We start from the raw sequence: 19308 nt of genomic DNA, 5'->3' as shown, positions 1-19308 counted from the left end.
CCACCCCTAGAGGTACCCGTCCACAATGGCGGCGGCAATCTCCCGGTACGCGCGCCGCGTTTCGGGGCGGAGCACGTCCAGGGTCACGAGGTCGCCGTCGGCCACCCCGCGGTCGTGCGGAACCGCGATCAGCTGACGGCAGATGCCGGACAGGTGCTCCTCGATCGCATCCTTGTCCACACGTGTGGAGACCTCGTCCTTGTCCGTGATGACCACGATCGCGTTACGGGCCAGGTCCTCGTAGCCGTGGCTGGCCAGCCAGTGCAGGGTGCTGCGGGCCCGTTTGGCGCCGCTGACGGCGTAGCCGGCCGCGATGATCAGGTTGTCCGCCGACTGCAGGATGCCGCTCATGGCATTGTGCGTCACGCCCGTGCCGCAGTCGATCAGCGCCACCGAATAGTAGGCGGAGATGAGCTTGCGGATCCGCAGGTATTCCTCGGCCGTCAGTGAATCCGACACCTCGGGGTCCTGTTCGCCGGCAATGAGGTGGAGCCTGCCGGCGTGATGCATGTAGCGGGCCAAGGCGGTGAGGGAATCGACAGACTCGATGTTCCTAAGCAGGTCCGTGATGGTCCGCGGGCTCTGCTGCTGGTAGATGCCCTCACCAAGGGCGCGCTCCACGAGGTCTCCGGAATCGGGGTTGGCGTCGATCGCGCACGGCGGATCGCCCCGGAACTCGGCCAGGGTCAGTCCGACGCCCACCGTGGTGGAGGTCTTGCCGATGCCGCCCTTCAGGCTCAGGACGGCCGTGTTGTAGCTGCCCTGGAGCTGGCGGGAGATGCGCCGGGCGAGCTCGTCTTCTTCCCGCTGCCGAGCGCTCGGGCCAAGATTCAGCCCGGTCAGTTTGTAAAGGCCGCCGCGGAACCCGCCGACGGGCCGGGGCTTCTGCTCGCGGACGAATAGGCCGGGGGAACTGATGAAGTCCGGGACCGGGGCGTCGGCCAGGGCCGCGGACCGGGTAGCCGACCGCGTGGAGCGGCCTGGCTGCGCGGGCACGGCAGGACCTGTTCCGGGGGTCTCGGGCAACGCCGCCGGCGCTCCGCCGGAGGGTGCGCGTGTGGGTGCAGCGGGCGCATCCGCCGCGGCGGCCGCTTCCGCCCATGAGCTGCTCGGTGCGGTACGTGCAGATTCGCGGTCCGCCTCGTTGGGCGTGATGATGGGCATGGTTCCCGTCCAGGCATCGGAGCCGTCGGCGCGACGGTTACGCCGGCGCCGGAGATCCGGCTGCTCTGCGTCCACCGTGTCGTTGGCAGTTTTGGTGTCCACCGGTTCGGACATGTTTGTTCCCCCCAGGGATCACAGCGCAGGCCCGCTGCGTTGCTTGTTTGAATTGGTCCAAGCAGCAAGTCTAGGCGCAGGCACGGTGGTCAGCTGACGAGGACCCGCAGATGTGGCCGGAAAGTGCACCTCTTCAGCGACGCAGAGCGAGCGCCACAACGGCGATCGTTGCTGCCGCCAAGAGCACCAGGCCAACGTAAGCCCACCACCTGGGCCGCCTGCGGTGAGGGTTGATGTCGACGTACGGCACAGTCATGACTCCTGGCGCTGAAGAACGGAAGCGGGCCCGTGTCTGCGGCGCCTCAGGCGAAGCAGCCCGTAGAACACGGCGGAGAGAAACACGAGACTCCCCAGCAAAATGCACAGCGCAAGGACATAGCCGGGCAAAGTCACAGGTGAGACCTCCTGGGAGCAGCGACATCATTGACGCGAGCCCCGTGGATCCCCATCCTTGGGCAAGCTGGTCGCTGGCGAGAGCGGGTCCACGGAAAGGGACCCGGAGATGAGGTTACTCACAGGCTACCGGCGTTGTCCATCCGGCGGCGCGCCTGAGCCCGCCGGCCTTAGCGGTGGGCCCGCGTGTCCTGCAGGCGCTTGATGAACCAGCGCGACTGTTCGGGGCCGTACGGCAGAATCGGGATGGCCTTGGTTGCGTCGTCCGGGGTTTCCCGGGTGGCCTGGATCGCCTGCCGGACCGCGGTGGTCATGGTGTTGGCCATGGTTTTGACGAACTGGTCCGAGCACGGCTCGCCGTGGCCGGGGACCAGGAATTCGTACCGGTGCCGCAGCGCGGAAAGGTGCCGGAGGGCGTCAGCCCAGTCTTCCGGGAATGAGTCCTCGAAGGACGGGTGGGAACCCTGTTCGACGAGGTCGCCGGCGAAGAGGGTGCTCGCGGTGCCGACCAGGAGGTCGCCGTCGGTATGGCCGCGGCCCAGATAGAACAAGGTGGCGCTCTGTCCACCAAGATCCACCAGGACCGGCTGGTCCTTCACGATGGCGTTCGGAACTACCAACTCAGCGTCGGAGCCCTGACCGGCCGCCATTTCAGGTTCCGCCAAGGCCACAAGCCGGCGCTGCTCGTCGCCGTTCTCCTCAATTTCCGCGGCGCAGTTCTCGTGCGCCCAAAATTCCGTGACGCCGTCGTCGGCGAAGACGGCATTGCCGAAGAAGTGGTCGTAGTGGGCGTGCGTGTTGACCACGACCAGCGGCAGTCCGGTCTTTTCCCGCACGGCAGCCAGGATCTCGCGGCCCTGCCGGGGGCCGCCGCCAGTGTCGATCACCATGGCGCGCTCGGTGCCGACCACCAGACCCGTGTTGAGCAGGGAACCTTGAGTTGTCAGTACGTAGTTGTCCGGACCGACCTCGAGCCATCGTGACATTGAATCTCCGTAATTCCGACGCTTTTCCGGCGTTGTTGGTGCGGGGCTGCTGGTGCCCTGTACAGGCCTCGATTCTACCCGTGTCGGGCTGGCAAATCCCGGAGGCATGCCCGTCCCGTGCCGGTGGCGGATGCGCCTGGACGCCCCTCGTCTTGGGCCGCGCCGCGGTGTAGCCTGTGGGCTACTTCCGTCGATGAGCCAGTTGCTCTACCGAACGATTGGGGGTGGCTCCCGTTGAATGCCGGCACGTCCGTGGAGCGGATGGTGTTCTTCAGCGATGCCGTCTTCGCAATCGCCCTGACCCTCCTGGCCCTGGACCTGAAACTGCCCGAGGGCATCCCCGCGGAGCAGCTGGACAGCGCCTTGGTTGCGGCCTGGCCGCAGTTGCTGGCGTACGCCCTGTCCTTTGTCATCATCGCCGAGACGTGGATGTCCCACCACTCCGACTTTGCCCTCATCCGCCGCTTCAATGCGAAGCTGGCCTGGCTGAATCTGGCCCTGTTGTTCTTCATTGCCATGCTGCCCGCTCCGACGTCCATTCTCAGCGACTACGGGGACGACCCCACGCCGTGGCCGAGCGTTTTGTACGCCGCCAACATTGCCGCGGTCTATCTGATGTTGGCGACCATCTGGGGTTACGCGAAGCACGCCGGGCTCATGGACCGCGAGATGGCCGCCCACGTCCACCGCCGCATCTTTTACGCGCGCATGGCCGTGGCGCTGGTGTTCCTGTTCTCGATTCCGGCGGCGTTCGTCCTCAACGCCTACACGCCCTTCGTGTGGCTGCTGCTCCTGCCAGCGTCGTGGCTGGCGCGGCGCCTTTCCGCACGGGCGGAGAAGAATGCGGATAACGCAAAGACCTGACTTTGCTGTAGCGAGCCATTTTTGATCCTGCCTAGCCGCTTCCGGTCGGGAAATGAACTACCGCATGTTGTTGGTCGTATCGGCGATGTCCGTTCCCTACCCGGAGACTCGGACCTTCGCGTACACCTCAAAGTCCGGTCGGCACCCCTGATCTTGTAGGGGGAGCCGGTCGCTCCGCTGATCGCCGGGGGCGGATCGTTCCAGCCGCCTTCGTTGCGGTACCAGTGGTAGCTTGCCCTGGTGGGCCTGTTCCAGGATTCAGCACGTAGAGGACCTTACCGACGGAGGGCGCGCCGCCGATGACGCGCCTAAAGGGACGGGTCGATCGCCCACGGGGCGCGCTCCCGGACGGTGACGTTCAGCCCTTCCGCCAGGCAGTAATTCGTGATGTGGCCGAACCCTTTGCGCGACTTGCGGTCCTGAATCAATAGGACTCCGTAAATTCCCGATTACAGGGAAGATCGCCAGTCCGTCAGTGTCCGGCTTCCCGCTCACCGTCGCATTTCCCGGCCGGTTCAGATCGGCGGCCTTCACGCTGGCAGGAGCGATACGTTGCCGTCGAGCCCCGCGGGGCCGGGCAGCGACACGGGGTCTTGGCCCGGGGGCATGATAGGGCGTGGATCGTCAAGACTGTTGTTGACAGTGACCTCGATTGGTTTGAGCGACTTCACCGGCCCCAGCGGGGTGAGGTCGATGATGCCCTTGGCATCAAAGCCGAAGGATTCGAGGCGGGTCAGTTTTCCGGCCGCCTGAAAGCTGTGGAATGTGGGTCACAGACGTTGTCCGACCCGGTCAGCCTGGGTGCCGTTGGCACGTTGGCCGAATTCGTGAGCCCTTTGGAAGCTATAGACAGGTAAGTGAGTTTCGGCGGCAATTTCGGTAACCGGTTGAGCGTCCCGTTGGAGGTGGCGGATAGAAGTTGGCTGGCAGCCAACCGGCTTACAGTTCGGTGACGCGGACGCACCGGCTCAGGTCGGTCAGCGCATCGCTCGCCTTCTTGCCCGACAATGCGCTCCGGCCGAATGCGAAGCCGCCGCTGGCTGGCCCTCCAGCAAGCCGGCCCCGAGAGAGGCAGCCGTGAGCATGGACGTGATGGCTACCATTCATTCCCCCAGCTCAGAGCAGTTTTTCGATCAACCGGATCCTAGTCAATGGCTGCATCACTTGGTCACCAGCTCGCTGGGCCAGCACCTGATGGGACCCAAGCCACTACCGCATGGCGCCCTCACATGTCCGCGCGCGCGGACCGCGGGTTCTCAATCGCGCCAGCGACGTAGCGCAGGAAAGCGGTGACGCGTTTGCTATGACAGCCGTCCCCCGAACTGATGGCGAAAACACTATGCGGCCACATTGGAGTGCATGTCAGCCCCTCGGACGCCGGGACATCGCACTGGATAGCCACCATCGAGACCGTCGAAGGGGCTTAGTTCTGTTAAGGTCAGGGGCATGAGAATCGCCATATGCACGCTGACTGGTGCTCCAGATGATGTAAACGTATGGTCCGGCACGCCGGCCCATTTTCTGGAAGGGTTGCGGGCAGTTCATGATGATGTTGTCACCATCGGGCCGCTCGCACCCGTGGCATACAAAGCACTGAACAAATTCGCTGGCCTGACTGGCAAGCTGGGGAAGAAGATCAACTGGGAGGCTGAGCCTGCCGCGCTGCGATTCTTCACTAAGCTGTTCGATCGTGAGGTTGCCAAGGTAAAACCGGATGTTGTGGTCGTCATGGGCTGGTATCCACTCCGTCCGGCGTCCGGCGTGCCGGTCCTGTACTGGGGGGATGCCACCATTGGGCAGCGCCTCAACGAGTCGCCACATTGGTCCGGACTGTCCCGCCGCACCGAACGGCAGGCCGTCGAGCTGGAAGGTGCAGCCCTGCGGCAGCTCGCCGGTGTCCTGATGCCCTCGCGCTGGGCCTTGGACGACGCCAAGGAGCGCTACTCTGTGACCCGCACGTTCATTGCCCCGTTCGGTTCCAACATCGAAGACCCCAATGCGTTCCCACGGGCCAGTCTGGCAGGCGCACCGGTGCGTCTCCTGACAATGGGTGTCAAGTGGCGCCGCAAAGGCATGGACACCGCCGTTGAAACACTCGACGCCCTGCGCGCACGAGGCGTAGACGCGCACCTTGACGTAGTTGGCGTCCAACCACCTGCCGCCGAGTGGCACCGTGAACACGTCACGTACCATGGATTCGTTACCAAGTCCACGCAAGAGGGCAGGCGGAAGCTCGACAGCCTCTACCAGTCCGCCGATGTTTTCCTACTGCCAACCCGCAACGATCCGTTCCCTATGGTCTTGGCGGAGGCCGCTGCACACGCGCTCCCCGTTGTCGCTTCCACTGTTGGCGGCGTCCCTGACCGTGTAGAAAACGGTGTAGCCGGCCTGCTCCTAACAGACGGCACTCCGCAAGACTATGCGGACGCCGTCGAAACAATCCTTGTCCCGGATGCCTACCAGTCGATGAGCCGTAACGCTCGCGCCCGCTACGAGACAGACTTCACTTGGGAAAGCTGCGCCCGCCGCGTTGTCAGCGCATGCCAGGCGGTGATGCCCCAGAGCGGTAGCTAAGATCAGTGGCAAGTCCGTTCTCCGCGAGGGGGAACGGGCGCCCGTCTACATACACTGCTCAGTGTTCGGCATCATGGCGAAGGTCGGTTCCCGGGACACGACCACGATCATCTGCGTCCAGGTCGTGCCCAACGACTTCGGCGGCGGCAGCACCGCCCGGCTCGACATCGCCCCCGTGATCGGCGTCTACTCTGATCCCGCAGCTGCCGGCTCGCTCATCATCTCGTCTGATGACTCCTATTTGCAACCGATGACGGTGGCGCGGAAGCTGGCGTCCGTAGGCTGGCGCGGCGTGCTGAACCCACCATCGAACGTCTTGCCACGGGCAGAATGCCTCACCGTCGCGAAGGTCCGGCAGCTCCAGAACGTTTACAGCTAGGAACTTGGTGCGCACTGAATGACCAACGCCCAGCACGCCTCCCTCGCGGGGCAAACAAAGCGCAGATTGAGGCCATGCTGTTGGACTGCCGGGTATGGCAGAGTGCGAACGGTGTCGAATCCAACGCCTGCTCTATGAGCCCGTTCGATAAGAACGCCGTCGACGCCGTGGCCGTGTACTACGGCTGCCGGACCAAAGATGAACTGCCCACCCCGTCACGGCTCCCGCAACCGCTCGAGGCATCCGCTACGGGCGCTGTCAGGCCCGGCACGCTAGCATCCATAAACCTGCTGCCCGATCGGGCCGAAGCGAACTATTCCATGAACATCATCGTGCACCACCTAATCCGTCAGGGACTGCGGTACAGAACGAGTGGCTGCAACCCGACTTCAACGCGCTGATCGACTAAGCGGTCAGTATCGGCGTGAAGGACACCACGACGGCGCAACTTCTCGCGCTGGCCTAAGAGCGGTGGAAGGCGGTTCGGCACCCCGCCGGTGTCAGGGACACCAATCGAACCGGAGTCCCGTTCATCCACGGCGCCGCAACGGGCTGGGACGGTACGGAATTTGAAAAGCCGGACGGGCCACGGCTGCTTGCCCTGCGCGCCCGGCTTGTGCTTGCACCTCGGGCACACGCCTGGCCCGTCTCGGAAATCACCTATCTCCGATACCGGCGGCGCGGGCTCGGCGAGCTCCGGCGCGCGTCAGTAAGTGTCTCCCCCTGCCGTGAAATTTTCGCCAAGAATCGACCTGTATCGGCCTCGGCAGCGCCTCTCGTATCAGCCCGTTCATGGGGGCCTCTTTAATGGCGTGGGGTGGCGAAGCGTGACAGGATAGTGCGGTACGCCACGCGCTCCACCCCATGATGAAGGGCCAGAGCAAATACCGCGGATCCGACAATGGAAGCTGCACTAGCAGCAACCGTGGTTCCGAAAATCTCCACACTCTGAACCATCACGAACTGATGGACCAGGTAAAAGGCGAACGACACCTCACCCGCATAAATCAAGGGCTTCGCTTGCATCACCTTGAGGGGCCGAGTGCAGTCCATGCGGACGAAGAACACAATTACGACGAGAAATACCAACGTCCCCCAAACGTCACCTGCCGGCTTGTCCGGGATTGCCACGAGCCCTGCGCCTGCGATCAGCAGGAGAACGCCACCCATCCACAGCTTCGGTTTCCATCCGCCCCGCATGGCCAGCGCGGCGCAGACGCCAAGGACAAACTCCGGCAATCGGACTAGCGGGTTGGTGTATCGGATGGCATCGACGCTGGCACTGACATCAAGCATCGTGCTGCTCAGGACACCGACAGAAACAATGGTAAATACGCCGAAGCCGATGATCGCGAGAGTCCTGACGCTCCGTCCACGCAGTGCAGCGACCAGGAGCGGGAAGAGCGCATAGAAGAACATCTCGCAGGAAAGTGACCACGCCACCCCATTGAGAGAGTATGTGTAAGCGAAGTCGGGCGCCCATGCTTGGACGAGTAGAACGTGCATAAGCGTAGGCAGAAGGCCGCTCTGCCCTTCCCCGGAAGGTAGGCAAAGCACAACAAGCAACATGACCAGATGCGAAGGATAGACCCGGGCAAACCTGCGCAGGTAGAAGTGAGAGGCGCGGCGACCTGGGCGGTCCGTCCACGCTAAGAGGAAGCCGGAGAGCAAAAAGAAAAATGCCACACCCGAGTAGCCAAGCTTGGCCGGCGCGACACTGATGAGACCAACCGTGTTCAGATGGAAGATGAACACGAAGAGTGCGGCGAAACCTCGTAGCGATGTCAGTGACGGTAGATAGGACGGCAGAGTAGAACTCTGTAATTGTTTTCTGGCAGCATCGACGCTTGTATCAGTTGTCATGTGTCCCCCATATTGATGACCGTCGGCTACTGCCGCGGAATCGAGTTTACCGCCAGGCTCCGACCGGCCATTACGAACAGATGGGGCCGCGGCGTCCTAGCGTGCTACTCAAAATTGATGCCGTGGCCCTTAGCGCCTCAGGTTCTGACGTCCGCCATGGCTATGGCAACCCCATCCCCGAAGCGGATTCCGTCCCCGCCATTATTCGAAGACGTCACGCCACGCATGACGGTCCTCGGCCCGGCCGGCCGCAGGGAGTCCGCGTAAGGGACATCGCTGGCACCGATCGGGCCTGATGGTTTTCTTTGCTTAGCCCATGGAGGATCCTTCTGTAGATTGCCTTACCATCGACGTATGTAGCGAAATGCCTGCAGCCCGCAGGTTCGTGGCCAAAATCCTGATAGACCGAGATCGCACCCGAAACGACGACTTCCCAGGCCCCAATGATAAGAGGCGAGTGAGGCCGCTACGTGAGCCGAGAGAGACTGGTTAGGTGATCCGAGCTTGCGCTGAATGCACCGATCGATACTGAACTTCCTCACATGTCCGCGAGCGCCGACCCCGGGTTCTCGATCGCGTCCGCGACGTAGCGCAGGAAGCCGCCGGCCGCGCCGCCGTCGCACACCCGGTGGTCGAACGTGAGGGTCAGCTCGGTGACCTTGCGGACCGCGAGCTCGCCGTTGACCACCCAGGGCTTGTCGATTATCCGCCCGACACCGAGGATCCCCACTTCGGGGTGGTTGATGATCGCGGCGGAACCGTCCACCCCGAACACACCGTAGTTGTTCAGCGTGAACGTGCCGCTGCCCAGGTCCGCCGGGGTCGCTTTGCCCTCGCGCACGACGGCGGTGAGGCGGCGGATCTCGGCGTCCAGTTCGCGGGCGCTGAGCTTGTCCGCGTTCCGCACCGACGGCACCATCAGTCCGCGGTCGGTCTGCGCCGCGAAACCGAGGTTGACGCCGTCGAAGGCCACAATCTCCTGCATCGCCCCGCCCGCAGCATCCTCGGTGGTCACGATCCTGGTGTTCAGCTCCGGGAACTTCTTCAGCCCGGCGGTGACGAACCGGGCAATGAAAGCCAGCAGACCCGGGGTGTTGTGCGGGTCCGCCTTCTTCAGCGCGGCACGCATCTCTACGAGCGCCGTGGCGTCCACGTCCACCCACACTGTGGCTTCCGGAATCTCGGAGCGGCTGCGCGTCATGTTCGCCGCGACCGCCTTCCGCACGCCCCGGACCGCTGTGCGTCCGGAAATGCCCAGCCCGGTGCGCATGTCGGTGCCGGAAGCCGCGGCCGGCGCTGCAGGCTCCGCGGCCGGGCGCTCAACCACCGGTGACGGCTTGATGACGGCCTCGACATCGCGCCGCATGATGAGCCCGCTGGCTCCCGATCCTTGGAGTTCCCCCAAATCAACCCCATGATCGCGCGCCATCCGGCGAACCAGCGGAGAAATAACCGCCCCCAGCTTCCCGGGAACCCGGGTGCGCATCAGCACCAGATCATCGGCAGCCTTCTCGGCAGCAGACACCCCGCTGACAGCCTCAGCCATCCCGGCCGGCTTAGGAGCCCGCGTCCGCCGGGCAACCCCATGCCCGCCCGGAGTCCCGTACCCAATCAGGACATTCCCGGACCCGGCCTTCTCCTCCTCGCGGTAAGCCTCAGCGGCAACAGCAGGCGGCATGCTGCTTGCAGCAGTGCCGTCCGGCGAAGGGGCGGGGGCGGCATCATCCGTGCCGGCCCCACCGGGGGCGGACCCGGAAACAGCAGCACCAACCGGCATCACCGAGATCAGCGGCTTGCCGACGTCGAGCGTCTGGCCGGGCTCGCCGTGCAGCACGGCCACGGTGCCGGCGTACGGCGAGGGCACCTCCACCATGGACTTGGCGGTCTCGACCTCGGCGATCGGCTGGTCCACGCGGATCTCGTCGCCCACGGCCACGAGCCAGTTCACGAGCTCGGCTTCGGTGAGGCCTTCGCCCAGGTCCGGCAGGAGGAATACTTTCGGTTCGCTCATGGTCAGTCTTCCCACTGGAGGTCGTCAACGGCGTCGAGGATGCGGTCCACGCCGGGCAGGTAGTAGTGCTCGAGCTTCGGCGCCGGGTAGGGCACGTCGAAGCCGGTGACGCGGCGGATCGGTGCGGCCAGGTGGTGGAAGCAGCGTTCCTGGACCCGGGCGACGATTTCCGAGGCCACGGACGCGAAGCCGTGGGCCTCGGCGATGACCACGGCGCGGCCGGTCTTGCGGACCGAGGCGCAGACGGTCTCGTCGTCGAACGGCACGATCGAGCGGACGTCGATCACTTCGAGCGAGCGGCCTTCCTCGGCGGCGGCGGCCGCGGCGGCGAGCGCCGTCGGGACGGATGGGCCGTAGGCGATCAGCGTGGCGTCGGTGCCGGGGCGGGCGACGGCGGCCCGGCCCTCGGAGGAGGTGCCACGCTCGGTGTTCGCGGCGTGCTCGGCGCGCAGCGCGTCCAGGTCCACCTGGTCCTTGGACCAGTACAGCTTCTTGGGCTCCATGAACATGACGGGGTCGTCAGAGTCGATGGCTTCGCGGAGCATCCGGTAGCCGTCGGCCACGGTTGCCGGGGTGAAGACCTTCAGGCCGGCGGTGTGCGCGTAGTAGGCCTCGGAGGAGTCGCAGTGGTGCTCCACTCCCCCGATGCCGCCGGCGTACGGAACCCGGATGACCATGGGCAGCTTCACGGCACCCTTGGTGCGGTTGTGCATCTTGGCGACGTGGCTGACGATCTGTTCGAAGGCCGGGTACGCGAACGCGTCGAACTGCATCTCGATGACCGGACGCATGCCGTTCATCGCCATACCGACGGCCATGCCGACGATCCCGGATTCGGCCAGCGGGGTGTCGAAGCAGCGGCTCTTGCCGAAGGTCTTGGTGAGCCCGTCCGTGATGCGGAAGACACCGCCGAGCATGCCGACATCCTCGCCGAAGACCAGGACCGAGGGGTCCGCGTGCATGGCGTCCGCCATCGCGGTGTTCAGGGCCTTGGCCAGGGTGATGGTCTGCGGCCCGGACTTTTCGGCCTCAACAGCGGCCTTCGCGGCGGCGCGCGCCGTGGCGGCGCTGACGTTGCCGTTCGCCTCGGAGGACGTGGTGACGGTGGGACTCATTTCCCGGCCTCCGTTGCGGTGGATGCGGCTGCGGTGGATGCGGCGTCGCGGGCCAGTTCGTCGGCGAGCATGGCGGACTGTTCCTTCAGCTGTGGTGTGAGGGTGGAGAAGACGTATTTGAAGAGGTCCTGCGGTTCCACCGGGACCTCTTCGCTGAGGCCTTCGCGCAGCTGCGTGGCAACCGCCTCCGCCTTTTCGGTGATCCTGGCGGCGCGGTCGTCGTCCAGCAGGCCGCGGTCCGTCAGGTAGGTCTGCATCCGGCTCAGCGGGTCCTTGGCCACCCATTCGGCGACTTCGCTGTCCTGCCGGTAGCGGGTGGCGTCGTCGGCGTTGGTGTGCGCCTGCATCCGGTAGGTGTGTGCCTCCACGAGCAGCGGGCCGGAACCTTCCCGGGCAAGCTTGACGGCCCGGCCGAGGACGGCGAGCAGGGCCACGATGTCGTTCCCGTCCACGCGTTCGCCGGCCATGCCGTAGCCCACGGCCTTGTGGGCGAGGGAGGGCGCAACGGACTGGTGCGCGAGCGGCACGGAGATCGCGTACTGGTTGTTCTGGACGAAGAAGACCACGGGCAGGTGGAAGACGGCGGCGAAGTTCAGGGCCTCGTGGAAGTCGCCTTCGCTGGTGGCGCCGTCGCCGCACATGGCCAGGACCACGGTGTCCTCGCCGCGCAGCTTGGCGGCGTGGGCCACGCCGACGCCGTGCAGCAGCTGGGTGGTCAGCGGGGTGCACTGGATGCCGACCTTGTTCTTGGCGGGGTCGTAGCCGCCGTGCCAGTCGCCGCGGAAGAGCGTCATCGTCTGGACGGGATCCACGCCGCGGGCCATGACGGCCACGGAGTCGCGGTAGGTGGGGAACAGCCAATCACCCTCGGCAAGGCACAGTGCGGCGGCAACCTGGCACGCCTCCTGGCCATGGCTGGAGGGGTACACGGCCATCCGGCCCTGCCGGACCAGCGCCGAGTTCTGGTCATTGACCCGGCGGCCGACGACGAGCTGCTCGTAGGCGGCCATCAGTTCGGCCTCGCTGGGCAGGCTGTACTCGTGCCCCGGCTGGGTACCCTGCTCCGTGTGGGGATTCAGGGTGCCGTCCGGGCCCACCATCTGGATCTGGTGGCGGGCCGGGAGCATGTAGTCCTCAACGCTGATGCCAAACTTGCTCACGGCGTCACCGGCTGGATCTTGTTGCGCGGCCTGCTGCGCAGCTGGCTGCGCAGCGTGGTCTGCGGAGATCGTCATTGGTCCGTCCTTCTGTAGCCACTATTCTGTCCCAGTATGCCGCCAGCCGATGTTTCGTATCCACCTCCACCGGAAATCGTGGAGATGTCCACAAATATGTCCTAATCTTGAAGACAAATCGTAAGTGTGAGCTGGATTACCGGCGGGGGTTGTAGACGAATGGCAGAGCTGGAAACCGAGCAGGTGGCGGTGCCGCTGGACGATGTGGACCGGAACATCATTGCGGAGCTGACCCGGGACGGCCGGATGTCCGTGACACAGGTGGCGGAGAACGTCCACATTTCCCGGGCCCACGCCTACACCCGGATCGCCCGGCTCACCGGCGAGGGCGTCCTGACCAAGTTCACCGCTTTGGTGGATCCCATCAAGGCGGGCCTGAAGTCTTCCGCCTACGTCACGCTGAAGGTGCGCCAGCATTCCTGGCGGGAGCTGCGCGAGCTCCTGCGCGCCATCCCCGAGGTCCATCACATCGCACTGGTGGGCGGGGACTTCGATGTCATCCTGCTGGTGCGCGCCGTGGACAACATTGACCTTCGCCGGGTGATCTTCGACCAGTTGCAGTCCATGCCGGGGGTGCTAGATACGCAGACGTTTCTGGTATTCGAGGATTTGGATACGCGCTAGGCGGGCTAAAGCCGCAGGGGACCTGCCATTCTGTCTCCCCGTCCTGACATCGCGAACATCCACTTACCTATGCACTTGCCGGGATGTAGCCACCCTCCGCTGCGATTGGCCTCGCTACCCCAGATCCGCCATCGCCTTTGGTCCGAACCAGACGTGGTCGAATGCCACGCGACCGCCGGCGGTAGGCCAGTCAAGGACAAGTCCCAGAAGCACGGTGGTGCAAGCTGCCGGCGTTGTAAAGTCTACGGAATACTTTGCCCAAGCCGTTTTGTCCGCCAAGATGGGACCCGTCCTCACTTCTGACCCCGCGATCGGCGCCTGCCCGTAGTCAAGAGCAACGACATTTCCATAAGAGCTCTTCGCGCCCCAAGTCGATCCTGAAACAGCGCGTGCGCGGAACGAATACGTGTAAGTGATCCCGGGGGTTACCTCAACAGATTGGGCCACTGTGGAGTACGTAGAGACAGGGGCGGCAAGATGCAATGATCGAGTTCCTGGCAGTCCCTCCTGCGGGCTCTCCGTGACAATTTCAAGCTGCGCAGAACCACTCCTGAACCACCTCCAGGGCAAAGCGTCAGTGCCGCTGTTCTCAAATCCCGCATTGGCCACGATCCGATGCGAACCGAAGCCATCGGATGCGGTGACTAGCTCCACTCCCAATGATTGCGCCAGATCCAGCATTTCGATGAGTTGTGCAGTCGAGGGGTTGATCGGTGTGTCGAGATTGTGGAAGTAAAAAGATGCCACGACTGGCCGGACTGATGCTTCTCGAATCATCGCAAGACCCTGCTGATGGTTCGTGCCGTCGATGCAAGTTCTGCGAACCAGCGTGGGCGCCTGAGCATATCGGGGATGAAGCGCGGTCTGGTTGTACTGAGCCGTATCAAAAACCCTGTCGTACCGAAGATATAAGTCGAGGTCCGTTGTTGCGTTCCGGCCGCCGGAGGCCGTACCGAATGGATAAGCGAATGACGTCACCGCCATTCCCGTAAGGTTCTCAAGATAGGACTTCGGCTGCTCAAGCTCGATGACACGTTGCGGTTGCGCTACAGAGGACAAGTTCGCATGCGTTTGGGAATGGGCGCCCACTTCGTGCCCGTTCGACACCATGGCGAGGATGTGCGATTCGTTGATCTTTGAGGGGCCGTTGAGGAGTCCAGGCGTAATGAAAAAAGTTCCCTTCTGACCTCGAGCATCAAGAAGTTGTCGGACCGTATCCATGGCGAGATAGCCGTCGTCCATGGACAGCATTACCGCACCCCTCCCGGATGACGCTCGTGATGAAGGGCGTGCCGAACTGGCGGCCTGCGCGGGCGAAGCCGGAAGCAGCGACAGTCCACCGGCGCCTGCTGCTGCGATGGAACTAACACGCAGCAAAGCACGGCGATTCAACGGGGTCGCGGCATCCCCGTCCGGGACTGAGAGGGACACCTCCGGGGACGCGCCCTTCTGCGACCCGGAACCAGAAGTTGAGCGAGTGCCCGAAGCTGGACCCGCCGTCTCAGCGAAAGCCTGTGGGCTACAGGCCCCAGCGCGAAAGACACTAAGTAAGGTTGAAACGATTGAAGCCATTTTTGGACCCCCAGCGAGGTTTCCCTTGGATGATTCCTAAATTCACCCAAGAAAAAGTTGTCAATTCATGCTCGAGTTCCCAACACTATGAAAACCCTGAATTCATACAACTAGAAACTGAGGGGTGTACACACCAGTAGCTGGTACTTGTGTCCCGAAGCACGTTCGGCTTGCGGCTACGTAAGTAAGTACTCGGTTCTTGGGAGAACTACCGGCCAAGCGCCCCAATCGCCCCAATCGCCCCAAGGAATAATTGCCGACCTTTATAGGAGCCAGGTCCGAGCACCATGACAATGAGCATGGGCCGAGAGGTCCATGCTCAACCTAAACTGGCTTGTCCCGCTCAGTAGCCTCACATCTCCCAAGTACCCCTCATTGAGGTCGGGGTACTTGAGGGACAAAGGCCAGTAATGCTCTCACTTTTCTACGCCAGCCGTTATAGTCAACAGATTGCCACTTTCTTCCCCCGCCCGACGACGTGCAACATAAATATGGCTCCACAAGATGGCCGCAAGAAGAAACTCGCATACTAGCGTCGCCACAACGGCGCCAAGTATTCCAAGGTGAGGAATGAGAACTAGATTCAGGCAGACGTTGACAACGGCCACTGAAATTTGGGTACCCGTTCGGAATCTCTGCCGGCCGCATCCGGTTAGCGTGTCAGCAGCAAGAAACGTCAGACCCCTGAGCAGAATCAATGGAGCTAAGAGTCTGATTATGCCGATGGCGCTTTCGTAGTCCGCCCCCAGGAGCAATGGAGCCATCGGGGCCAACACAACCGAGCCAATCGCAGCGAGACTTCCCACTATCAGAACAGCGGGAGCGATTCTACGTGTCAATCGGAGAGCAGAGACGAGACCCGCTTCCCCTTCGCGAAAAAACAAGGGAAAAGCAGCAGCTGAAATGGATCGAATAGGGGCGTAAGCCATGTCAATGATTCTAAACGCAGCCGAATAAACGCCGGCTGACCCCACAGACTCGAGTCGCGCCAGCATCGTTTTGTCTATGTCGTTATAAACATTCTGCGACGACAGGGCGAAGGAATAAAGGAGGCCTTCCTTAACGTCTCGACCTTTGAGTCTCATCCCACGCTTCACGTAGCCAAGCTTTGCGGTCGTATGCATGGCCACCACCATGCCCAAAGGAAGTGTAGCCATCACGTATACCGTCGCCCAAAACTCTAGAGAGGATTGGCCGACCCACACGAAAGTCGCGCCGGCAGCAGCAAGGCGGAATAGGTTCAATAGCGTGGGCAAAACGATCAAAGGTCGACTCCGCCCCTGCCCCTGCCAGACTGCGCCGACTAATTCCACCATCTTCAAACCAATCAGCTCTGAGACTCCGATTTGAAAAATTGACACCCGCGAAAGCTCCGGGGGCGCGATGAAATGAGCAAGCAGCGTTAGTATGGCGGACAAGAGAACCCCACCTATGATGGTGTAGGCTAATGCCTTTTTCCATTCCAGGCTGGCGGATTTCGCGTCACGTGAAACATTTTTAATCATTAACGTGTTCGCACCGAGACTACTGAATGGGGCCACCAGGGCGCACAAGGCAAGCGCACTGGCAAATGCTCCATAACCCGACACCCCCAGCATTCTGGCCAAAATCACAAAATAGGCAGCTTGGAGTGAAAGGCGCGTTAGCTGGCCCGCGAGGAGACCAAGCACGTTCGCCCGAAAAGATGCCATGCTTCTAGGCAATGAAAAGTCCTTTAGTATTCCGTGTTTCGCGTCAGACAACCAGGCCTGTGGCCGCGGCCATCTGCCCCGTGCGTTCGGACAGTGAAATCAACCCCATGTGCACCACAGCCCGGGCGAACAAGGATGCTGCCGAGGTGACCCTCAGTCGACAACTGCTCCAGAAAGCGGGAACCGGCGGGCTTCCCGTTCACGCTCATCCCACGCCGTTGCATCAGGCATATGGTGATCAGCCTTGGACGGGCCGACGCTAGCCCGGATGCTGCTCCGCTCAGCCTCGGGCAAGTCGAAGTGGTGGGAGGAGGATATTCCCTCAGGTTCAGGACTGAGTTGTGGAGAACTCGACCTGTTTTCGTAAGCGTAGTAGCTGTACGAATATGAATCGGGACCCTTGCTGGGCAACCGGTTCAAAACGAAACCAAGCAGATTAGCGCCCACCATCTCCAGTGCGGCCATCGACTTTTCGAGCGCTGCTTGGCGCACTTTCTGAACGCCGACCACCATAACAACACCGCCAACGTGCTGGGCCAGCACTGCCGCATCGGTCACAGGAAGTAGGGGTGGAGCGTCAATAACAACAGTATCGAATACCTCTTCCAACCGTTTAATTAGATCTTGCATCTGAACTGAGCCAAGGAGCTCACTCGGATTGGGCGGTACTTGACCTGAGGTCAAAACGTAAAGGTTGTCTTCCCCCCAAAGCTGGAGAAGATCGTTGACGTCTGCGGCGCCGACGAGAGCCGTCGTAAGACCAGCCCCGCGCTCTAGACCGAGGTATTCCCCGACCATGGGACGACGCAAATCAGCGTCAATAAGACAGACGGATTGCCCTGACTGCGCCATGGATATCGCGAGATTTGTGGCGGTTGTACTTTTGCCTTCACCTGGCAACGAGGAAGTCACGATGAACGATTTTGCCTGGACCGACACATTTGCAAAACGAAGGTTCGTTCGAAGGGTACGATACGACTCTGCTCGGGGACTCTGATGACGAGCCTGGGTGATGAGCGGTTTCTTTATAGCATCCGGCTCGAATGCTATCCCGCCCAAGATCGGAGCGTCCGTGACATGCCGCAGCTCAGCTTCCCCGCGGATGCGCGTATCCAAGCCTCCCCTGACAACTGCGGCGCCCAACCCCGCAGCCAGGCCGACAAGGAGGCCCAAGGCGAGGTTCAACTTCGTATTGGGTGCGGACGGTGTTGTCGGCGCAACCGCAGGCGTTATCACCGACAAGTTAACCGGTGACGCGCCACCGCCTTTAGGCTTCTCCAGCGCGTCGACTGCCTTGATCAAACTGGTAGCTACGCTTTGAGCAATTGCAGAAGCTTGAACGGGTGAGGTGTCGGTCACCTCAATGTTAATAAGCACCGTATTCAAATCGGTGCTAGCTTTTACTCTCAATGCCAGTTCCTCGGGGCTGATTCCAAGTCCGAGGCTGTCGATGGTCGGTTGCAAGACAACCGGTGTGAGGGTCGTCTTGACGTACGACTGAACACGTGACTGAGTAAAAGTATTACCCTGCTGGAGTTCCTGTACCGTCCCTGAATTCTGAATCGCCACGAAAAGTTGGGTTTGCGATGTATATGTCGGCTTCACGGCCACCGAGGCGGCACCGCCCAGAAGGAGCCCCAATAGGGTTGTGGCAAGAACCAACTTCCAACTGCGGCGCAGTATGCGTGCGTAGTCGCGTAAATCCAATGCCGGTCACCCCTGTTTTCATCGCTGGGCTCGGCGCTCCTTGGCCGCCCGCAATACTCTCTCGGTCGGTCCCATCATACCGTCCGCCCTCCTCGGTCACTGCCAGCCTTTCGACAGCGTCATCTGTGCTGCTGGTGCGTCCGCAATTTGGGGCCTCTGATGGGGTGGCATCCGATTGGGGCGTACGGCCGGTGATTGTAATTTGGGCAGCCCCTTATGTCTCAGGCTGGAACCGTATCAGGGGCACGCCGCGAGTCTGATCGAACATGTGGGGCGGAATCCAGGATTCCCTTAACCGTGTCCAATCCAGTTCAAGCCGGTACCTGAGGAGAGTTCTATAAATAGTCCCGGACCGCGGGATCGCGGCCTCGGCGGTCATTCGCTCGGTCGCAACAGACTGAGATATGTTGCCCCCGCCTGAGGCTACGCGCCAGAGAAAAGGAGGGAGGCGATATGACGGGCTGCTTTGTCACGGAAGAGTAAGCGGAGCCGGCCACGTGACGCCGGGGTACTTCAAGTGAAGAATGAGGCATGTCCACGGTCCTGCCGTCCTTGTCGTGGGGGCAGAGACACGGCGGTTCTACTCGCCGCCGTCCCCGCTAGGCGCCAACCTCGAGACCGAATAGAAACACTGGCCAAGCAAGTTGAACGCTTGGCACCGGAGTCCTTGCCAGCCATGGGCGTTGGTCGGCAACCGCGGCGATCATCAAACTCACGGACCCCGCCGTCCACCCCTGGGCCGTTCAGGGCACTGATGGATGAAAGTGCCCACGGGACTCCGCCGCTGCCCCAAACGCATCATGACCACACAGTTCTTCCGCCATCTCCATCCGCCGTAGAAGGCTTCCAGGTCGCTCGACTCAAACGCAAGACGTCGTACGTCCAGCAAGCGTCGAGGCCTTGGCGCCGGGTTCTCTTGCATGAATCCGAACAAGCGATTTGGGCTAGGTATAGGCCCCTACTTGCGAAACCTGCACACTAAACCGATCAGTGTATCCGCCAAGAGGAGCGGGCGC

At 62.4% G+C, this 19308-nt stretch carries 14 protein-coding genes; 5 read left to right on the top strand and 9 right to left on the bottom strand.

Features of this window, described 5'->3' with window-relative positions; all coding sequences use genetic code 11:
* Window positions 1-6: 6 nt before the first annotated feature.
* Window positions 7-1278 (bottom strand): MinD/ParA family ATP-binding protein, encoded by a 1272-nt coding sequence (locus AC1DZV_RS04645; protein WP_476953102.1) that lies wholly within the window; start codon window positions 1276-1278, stop codon window positions 7-9.
* A gap of 563 nt (window positions 1279-1841) precedes the next feature.
* Window positions 1842-2657 (bottom strand): MBL fold metallo-hydrolase, encoded by an 816-nt coding sequence (locus AC1DZV_RS04640; RefSeq protein WP_476953101.1) that lies wholly within the window; start codon window positions 2655-2657, stop codon window positions 1842-1844.
* Window positions 2658-2891: 234 nt separating this feature from the next.
* Here AC1DZV_RS04640 and AC1DZV_RS04635 point away from each other — a divergent pair, with 234 nt between their 5' ends.
* From AC1DZV_RS04635 to AC1DZV_RS04620, 4 genes are all read left to right on the top strand, one after another.
* Window positions 2892-3521: a TMEM175 family protein gene (locus AC1DZV_RS04635; RefSeq protein WP_476953100.1), complete on the top strand. Its 630-nt coding sequence runs from the start codon at window positions 2892-2894 to the stop codon at window positions 3519-3521.
* 1446 nt (window positions 3522-4967) lie between these two features.
* The gene (locus AC1DZV_RS04630) at window positions 4968-6095 is read left to right on the top strand and encodes a glycosyltransferase family 4 protein (RefSeq protein ID WP_476953099.1); all 1128 of its coding nucleotides are present in this window, start codon (window positions 4968-4970) and stop codon (window positions 6093-6095) included.
* Between the two features lie 61 nt (window positions 6096-6156).
* Window positions 6157-6474 (top strand): hypothetical protein, encoded by a 318-nt coding sequence (locus tag AC1DZV_RS04625; RefSeq protein WP_476953098.1) that lies wholly within the window; start codon window positions 6157-6159, stop codon window positions 6472-6474.
* A 134-nt stretch (window positions 6475-6608) separates the two neighbouring features.
* A complete protein-coding gene (locus AC1DZV_RS04620; protein ID WP_476953097.1) occupies window positions 6609-6875 on the top strand; it encodes a hypothetical protein in 267 nt (88 codons plus the stop codon).
* 403 nt (window positions 6876-7278) lie between these two features.
* Here the strand turns inward: AC1DZV_RS04620 and AC1DZV_RS04615 are convergent, their stop codons facing one another.
* The 4 genes from AC1DZV_RS04615 to pdhA form a co-directional block, all read right to left on the bottom strand.
* Complete coding sequence (locus tag AC1DZV_RS04615) at window positions 7279-8337, bottom strand: acyltransferase family protein (RefSeq protein ID WP_476953096.1); 1059 nt, start codon at window positions 8335-8337, stop codon at window positions 7279-7281.
* Window positions 8338-8875: 538 nt separating this feature from the next.
* Window positions 8876-10348, bottom strand: a complete 1473-nt coding sequence (locus AC1DZV_RS04610) for a dihydrolipoamide acetyltransferase family protein (protein ID WP_476953095.1) — start codon at window positions 10346-10348, stop codon at window positions 8876-8878.
* A 2-nt stretch (window positions 10349-10350) separates the two neighbouring features.
* The gene (locus AC1DZV_RS04605) at window positions 10351-11463 is read right to left on the bottom strand and encodes an alpha-ketoacid dehydrogenase subunit beta (protein ID WP_476953094.1); all 1113 of its coding nucleotides are present in this window, start codon (window positions 11461-11463) and stop codon (window positions 10351-10353) included.
* Complete coding sequence (gene pdhA, locus AC1DZV_RS04600) at window positions 11460-12698, bottom strand: pyruvate dehydrogenase (acetyl-transferring) E1 component subunit alpha (RefSeq protein ID WP_476953093.1); 1239 nt, start codon at window positions 12696-12698, stop codon at window positions 11460-11462. The genes AC1DZV_RS04605 and pdhA overlap by 4 nt, the downstream gene beginning before the upstream one ends.
* Window positions 12699-12857: 159 nt before the next feature.
* On the opposite strand from pdhA, the gene AC1DZV_RS04595 reads away from it, so the two are divergent.
* Window positions 12858-13322 (top strand): Lrp/AsnC family transcriptional regulator, encoded by a 465-nt coding sequence (locus AC1DZV_RS04595; protein WP_476953092.1) that lies wholly within the window; start codon window positions 12858-12860, stop codon window positions 13320-13322.
* 114 nt (window positions 13323-13436) lie between these two features.
* Here the strand turns inward: AC1DZV_RS04595 and AC1DZV_RS04590 are convergent, their stop codons facing one another.
* From AC1DZV_RS04590 to AC1DZV_RS04580, 3 genes are all read right to left on the bottom strand, one after another.
* Window positions 13437-14894 (bottom strand): polysaccharide deacetylase family protein, encoded by a 1458-nt coding sequence (locus AC1DZV_RS04590; protein ID WP_476953091.1) that lies wholly within the window; start codon window positions 14892-14894, stop codon window positions 13437-13439.
* 416 nt (window positions 14895-15310) lie between these two features.
* Window positions 15311-16636 carry a flippase gene (locus AC1DZV_RS04585; protein ID WP_476953090.1) on the bottom strand — a complete coding sequence of 442 codons (1326 nt, stop codon included), beginning with the start codon at window positions 16634-16636 and terminating at the stop codon, window positions 15311-15313.
* A 102-nt stretch (window positions 16637-16738) separates the two neighbouring features.
* Entirely contained in the window at window positions 16739-18292 is a 1554-nt protein-coding gene (locus tag AC1DZV_RS04580) for a tyrosine-protein kinase domain-containing protein (protein ID WP_476953089.1), read from the bottom strand.
* Window positions 18293-19308 lie beyond the last annotated feature (1016 nt).

It is taken from the genome of Arthrobacter sp. P1_D12, assembly GCF_056406175.1.
The sequence above is the reverse complement of the archived record's forward strand: the minus strand, read 5'-3'. Positions and strand labels throughout refer to the sequence as shown.

What these genes read in the sequence shown, in the direction of transcription:
- AC1DZV_RS04620 (WP_476953097.1), top strand. Translation starts at nt 6,609, where the DNA reads ATGAGCCCGTTCGATAAGAACGCCGTCGACGCCGTGGCCGTGTACTAC.
- pdhA (WP_476953093.1), bottom strand. Translation starts at nt 12,698, where the DNA reads ATGACGATCTCCGCAGACCACGCTGCGCAGCCAGCTGCGCAGCAGGCC.
- AC1DZV_RS04615 (WP_476953096.1), bottom strand. Translation starts at nt 8,337, where the DNA reads ATGACAACTGATACAAGCGTCGATGCTGCCAGAAAACAATTACAGAGT.
- AC1DZV_RS04645 (WP_476953102.1), bottom strand. Translation starts at nt 1,278, where the DNA reads ATGTCCGAACCGGTGGACACCAAAACTGCCAACGACACGGTGGACGCA.
- AC1DZV_RS04605 (WP_476953094.1), bottom strand. Translation starts at nt 11,463, where the DNA reads ATGAGTCCCACCGTCACCACGTCCTCCGAGGCGAACGGCAACGTCAGC.
- AC1DZV_RS04630 (WP_476953099.1), top strand. Translation starts at nt 4,968, where the DNA reads ATGAGAATCGCCATATGCACGCTGACTGGTGCTCCAGATGATGTAAAC.
- AC1DZV_RS04640 (WP_476953101.1), bottom strand. Translation starts at nt 2,657, where the DNA reads ATGTCACGATGGCTCGAGGTCGGTCCGGACAACTACGTACTGACAACT.
- AC1DZV_RS04610 (WP_476953095.1), bottom strand. Translation starts at nt 10,348, where the DNA reads ATGAGCGAACCGAAAGTATTCCTCCTGCCGGACCTGGGCGAAGGCCTC.
- AC1DZV_RS04590 (WP_476953091.1), bottom strand. Translation starts at nt 14,894, where the DNA reads ATGGCTTCAATCGTTTCAACCTTACTTAGTGTCTTTCGCGCTGGGGCC.
- AC1DZV_RS04595 (WP_476953092.1), top strand. Translation starts at nt 12,858, where the DNA reads ATGGCAGAGCTGGAAACCGAGCAGGTGGCGGTGCCGCTGGACGATGTG.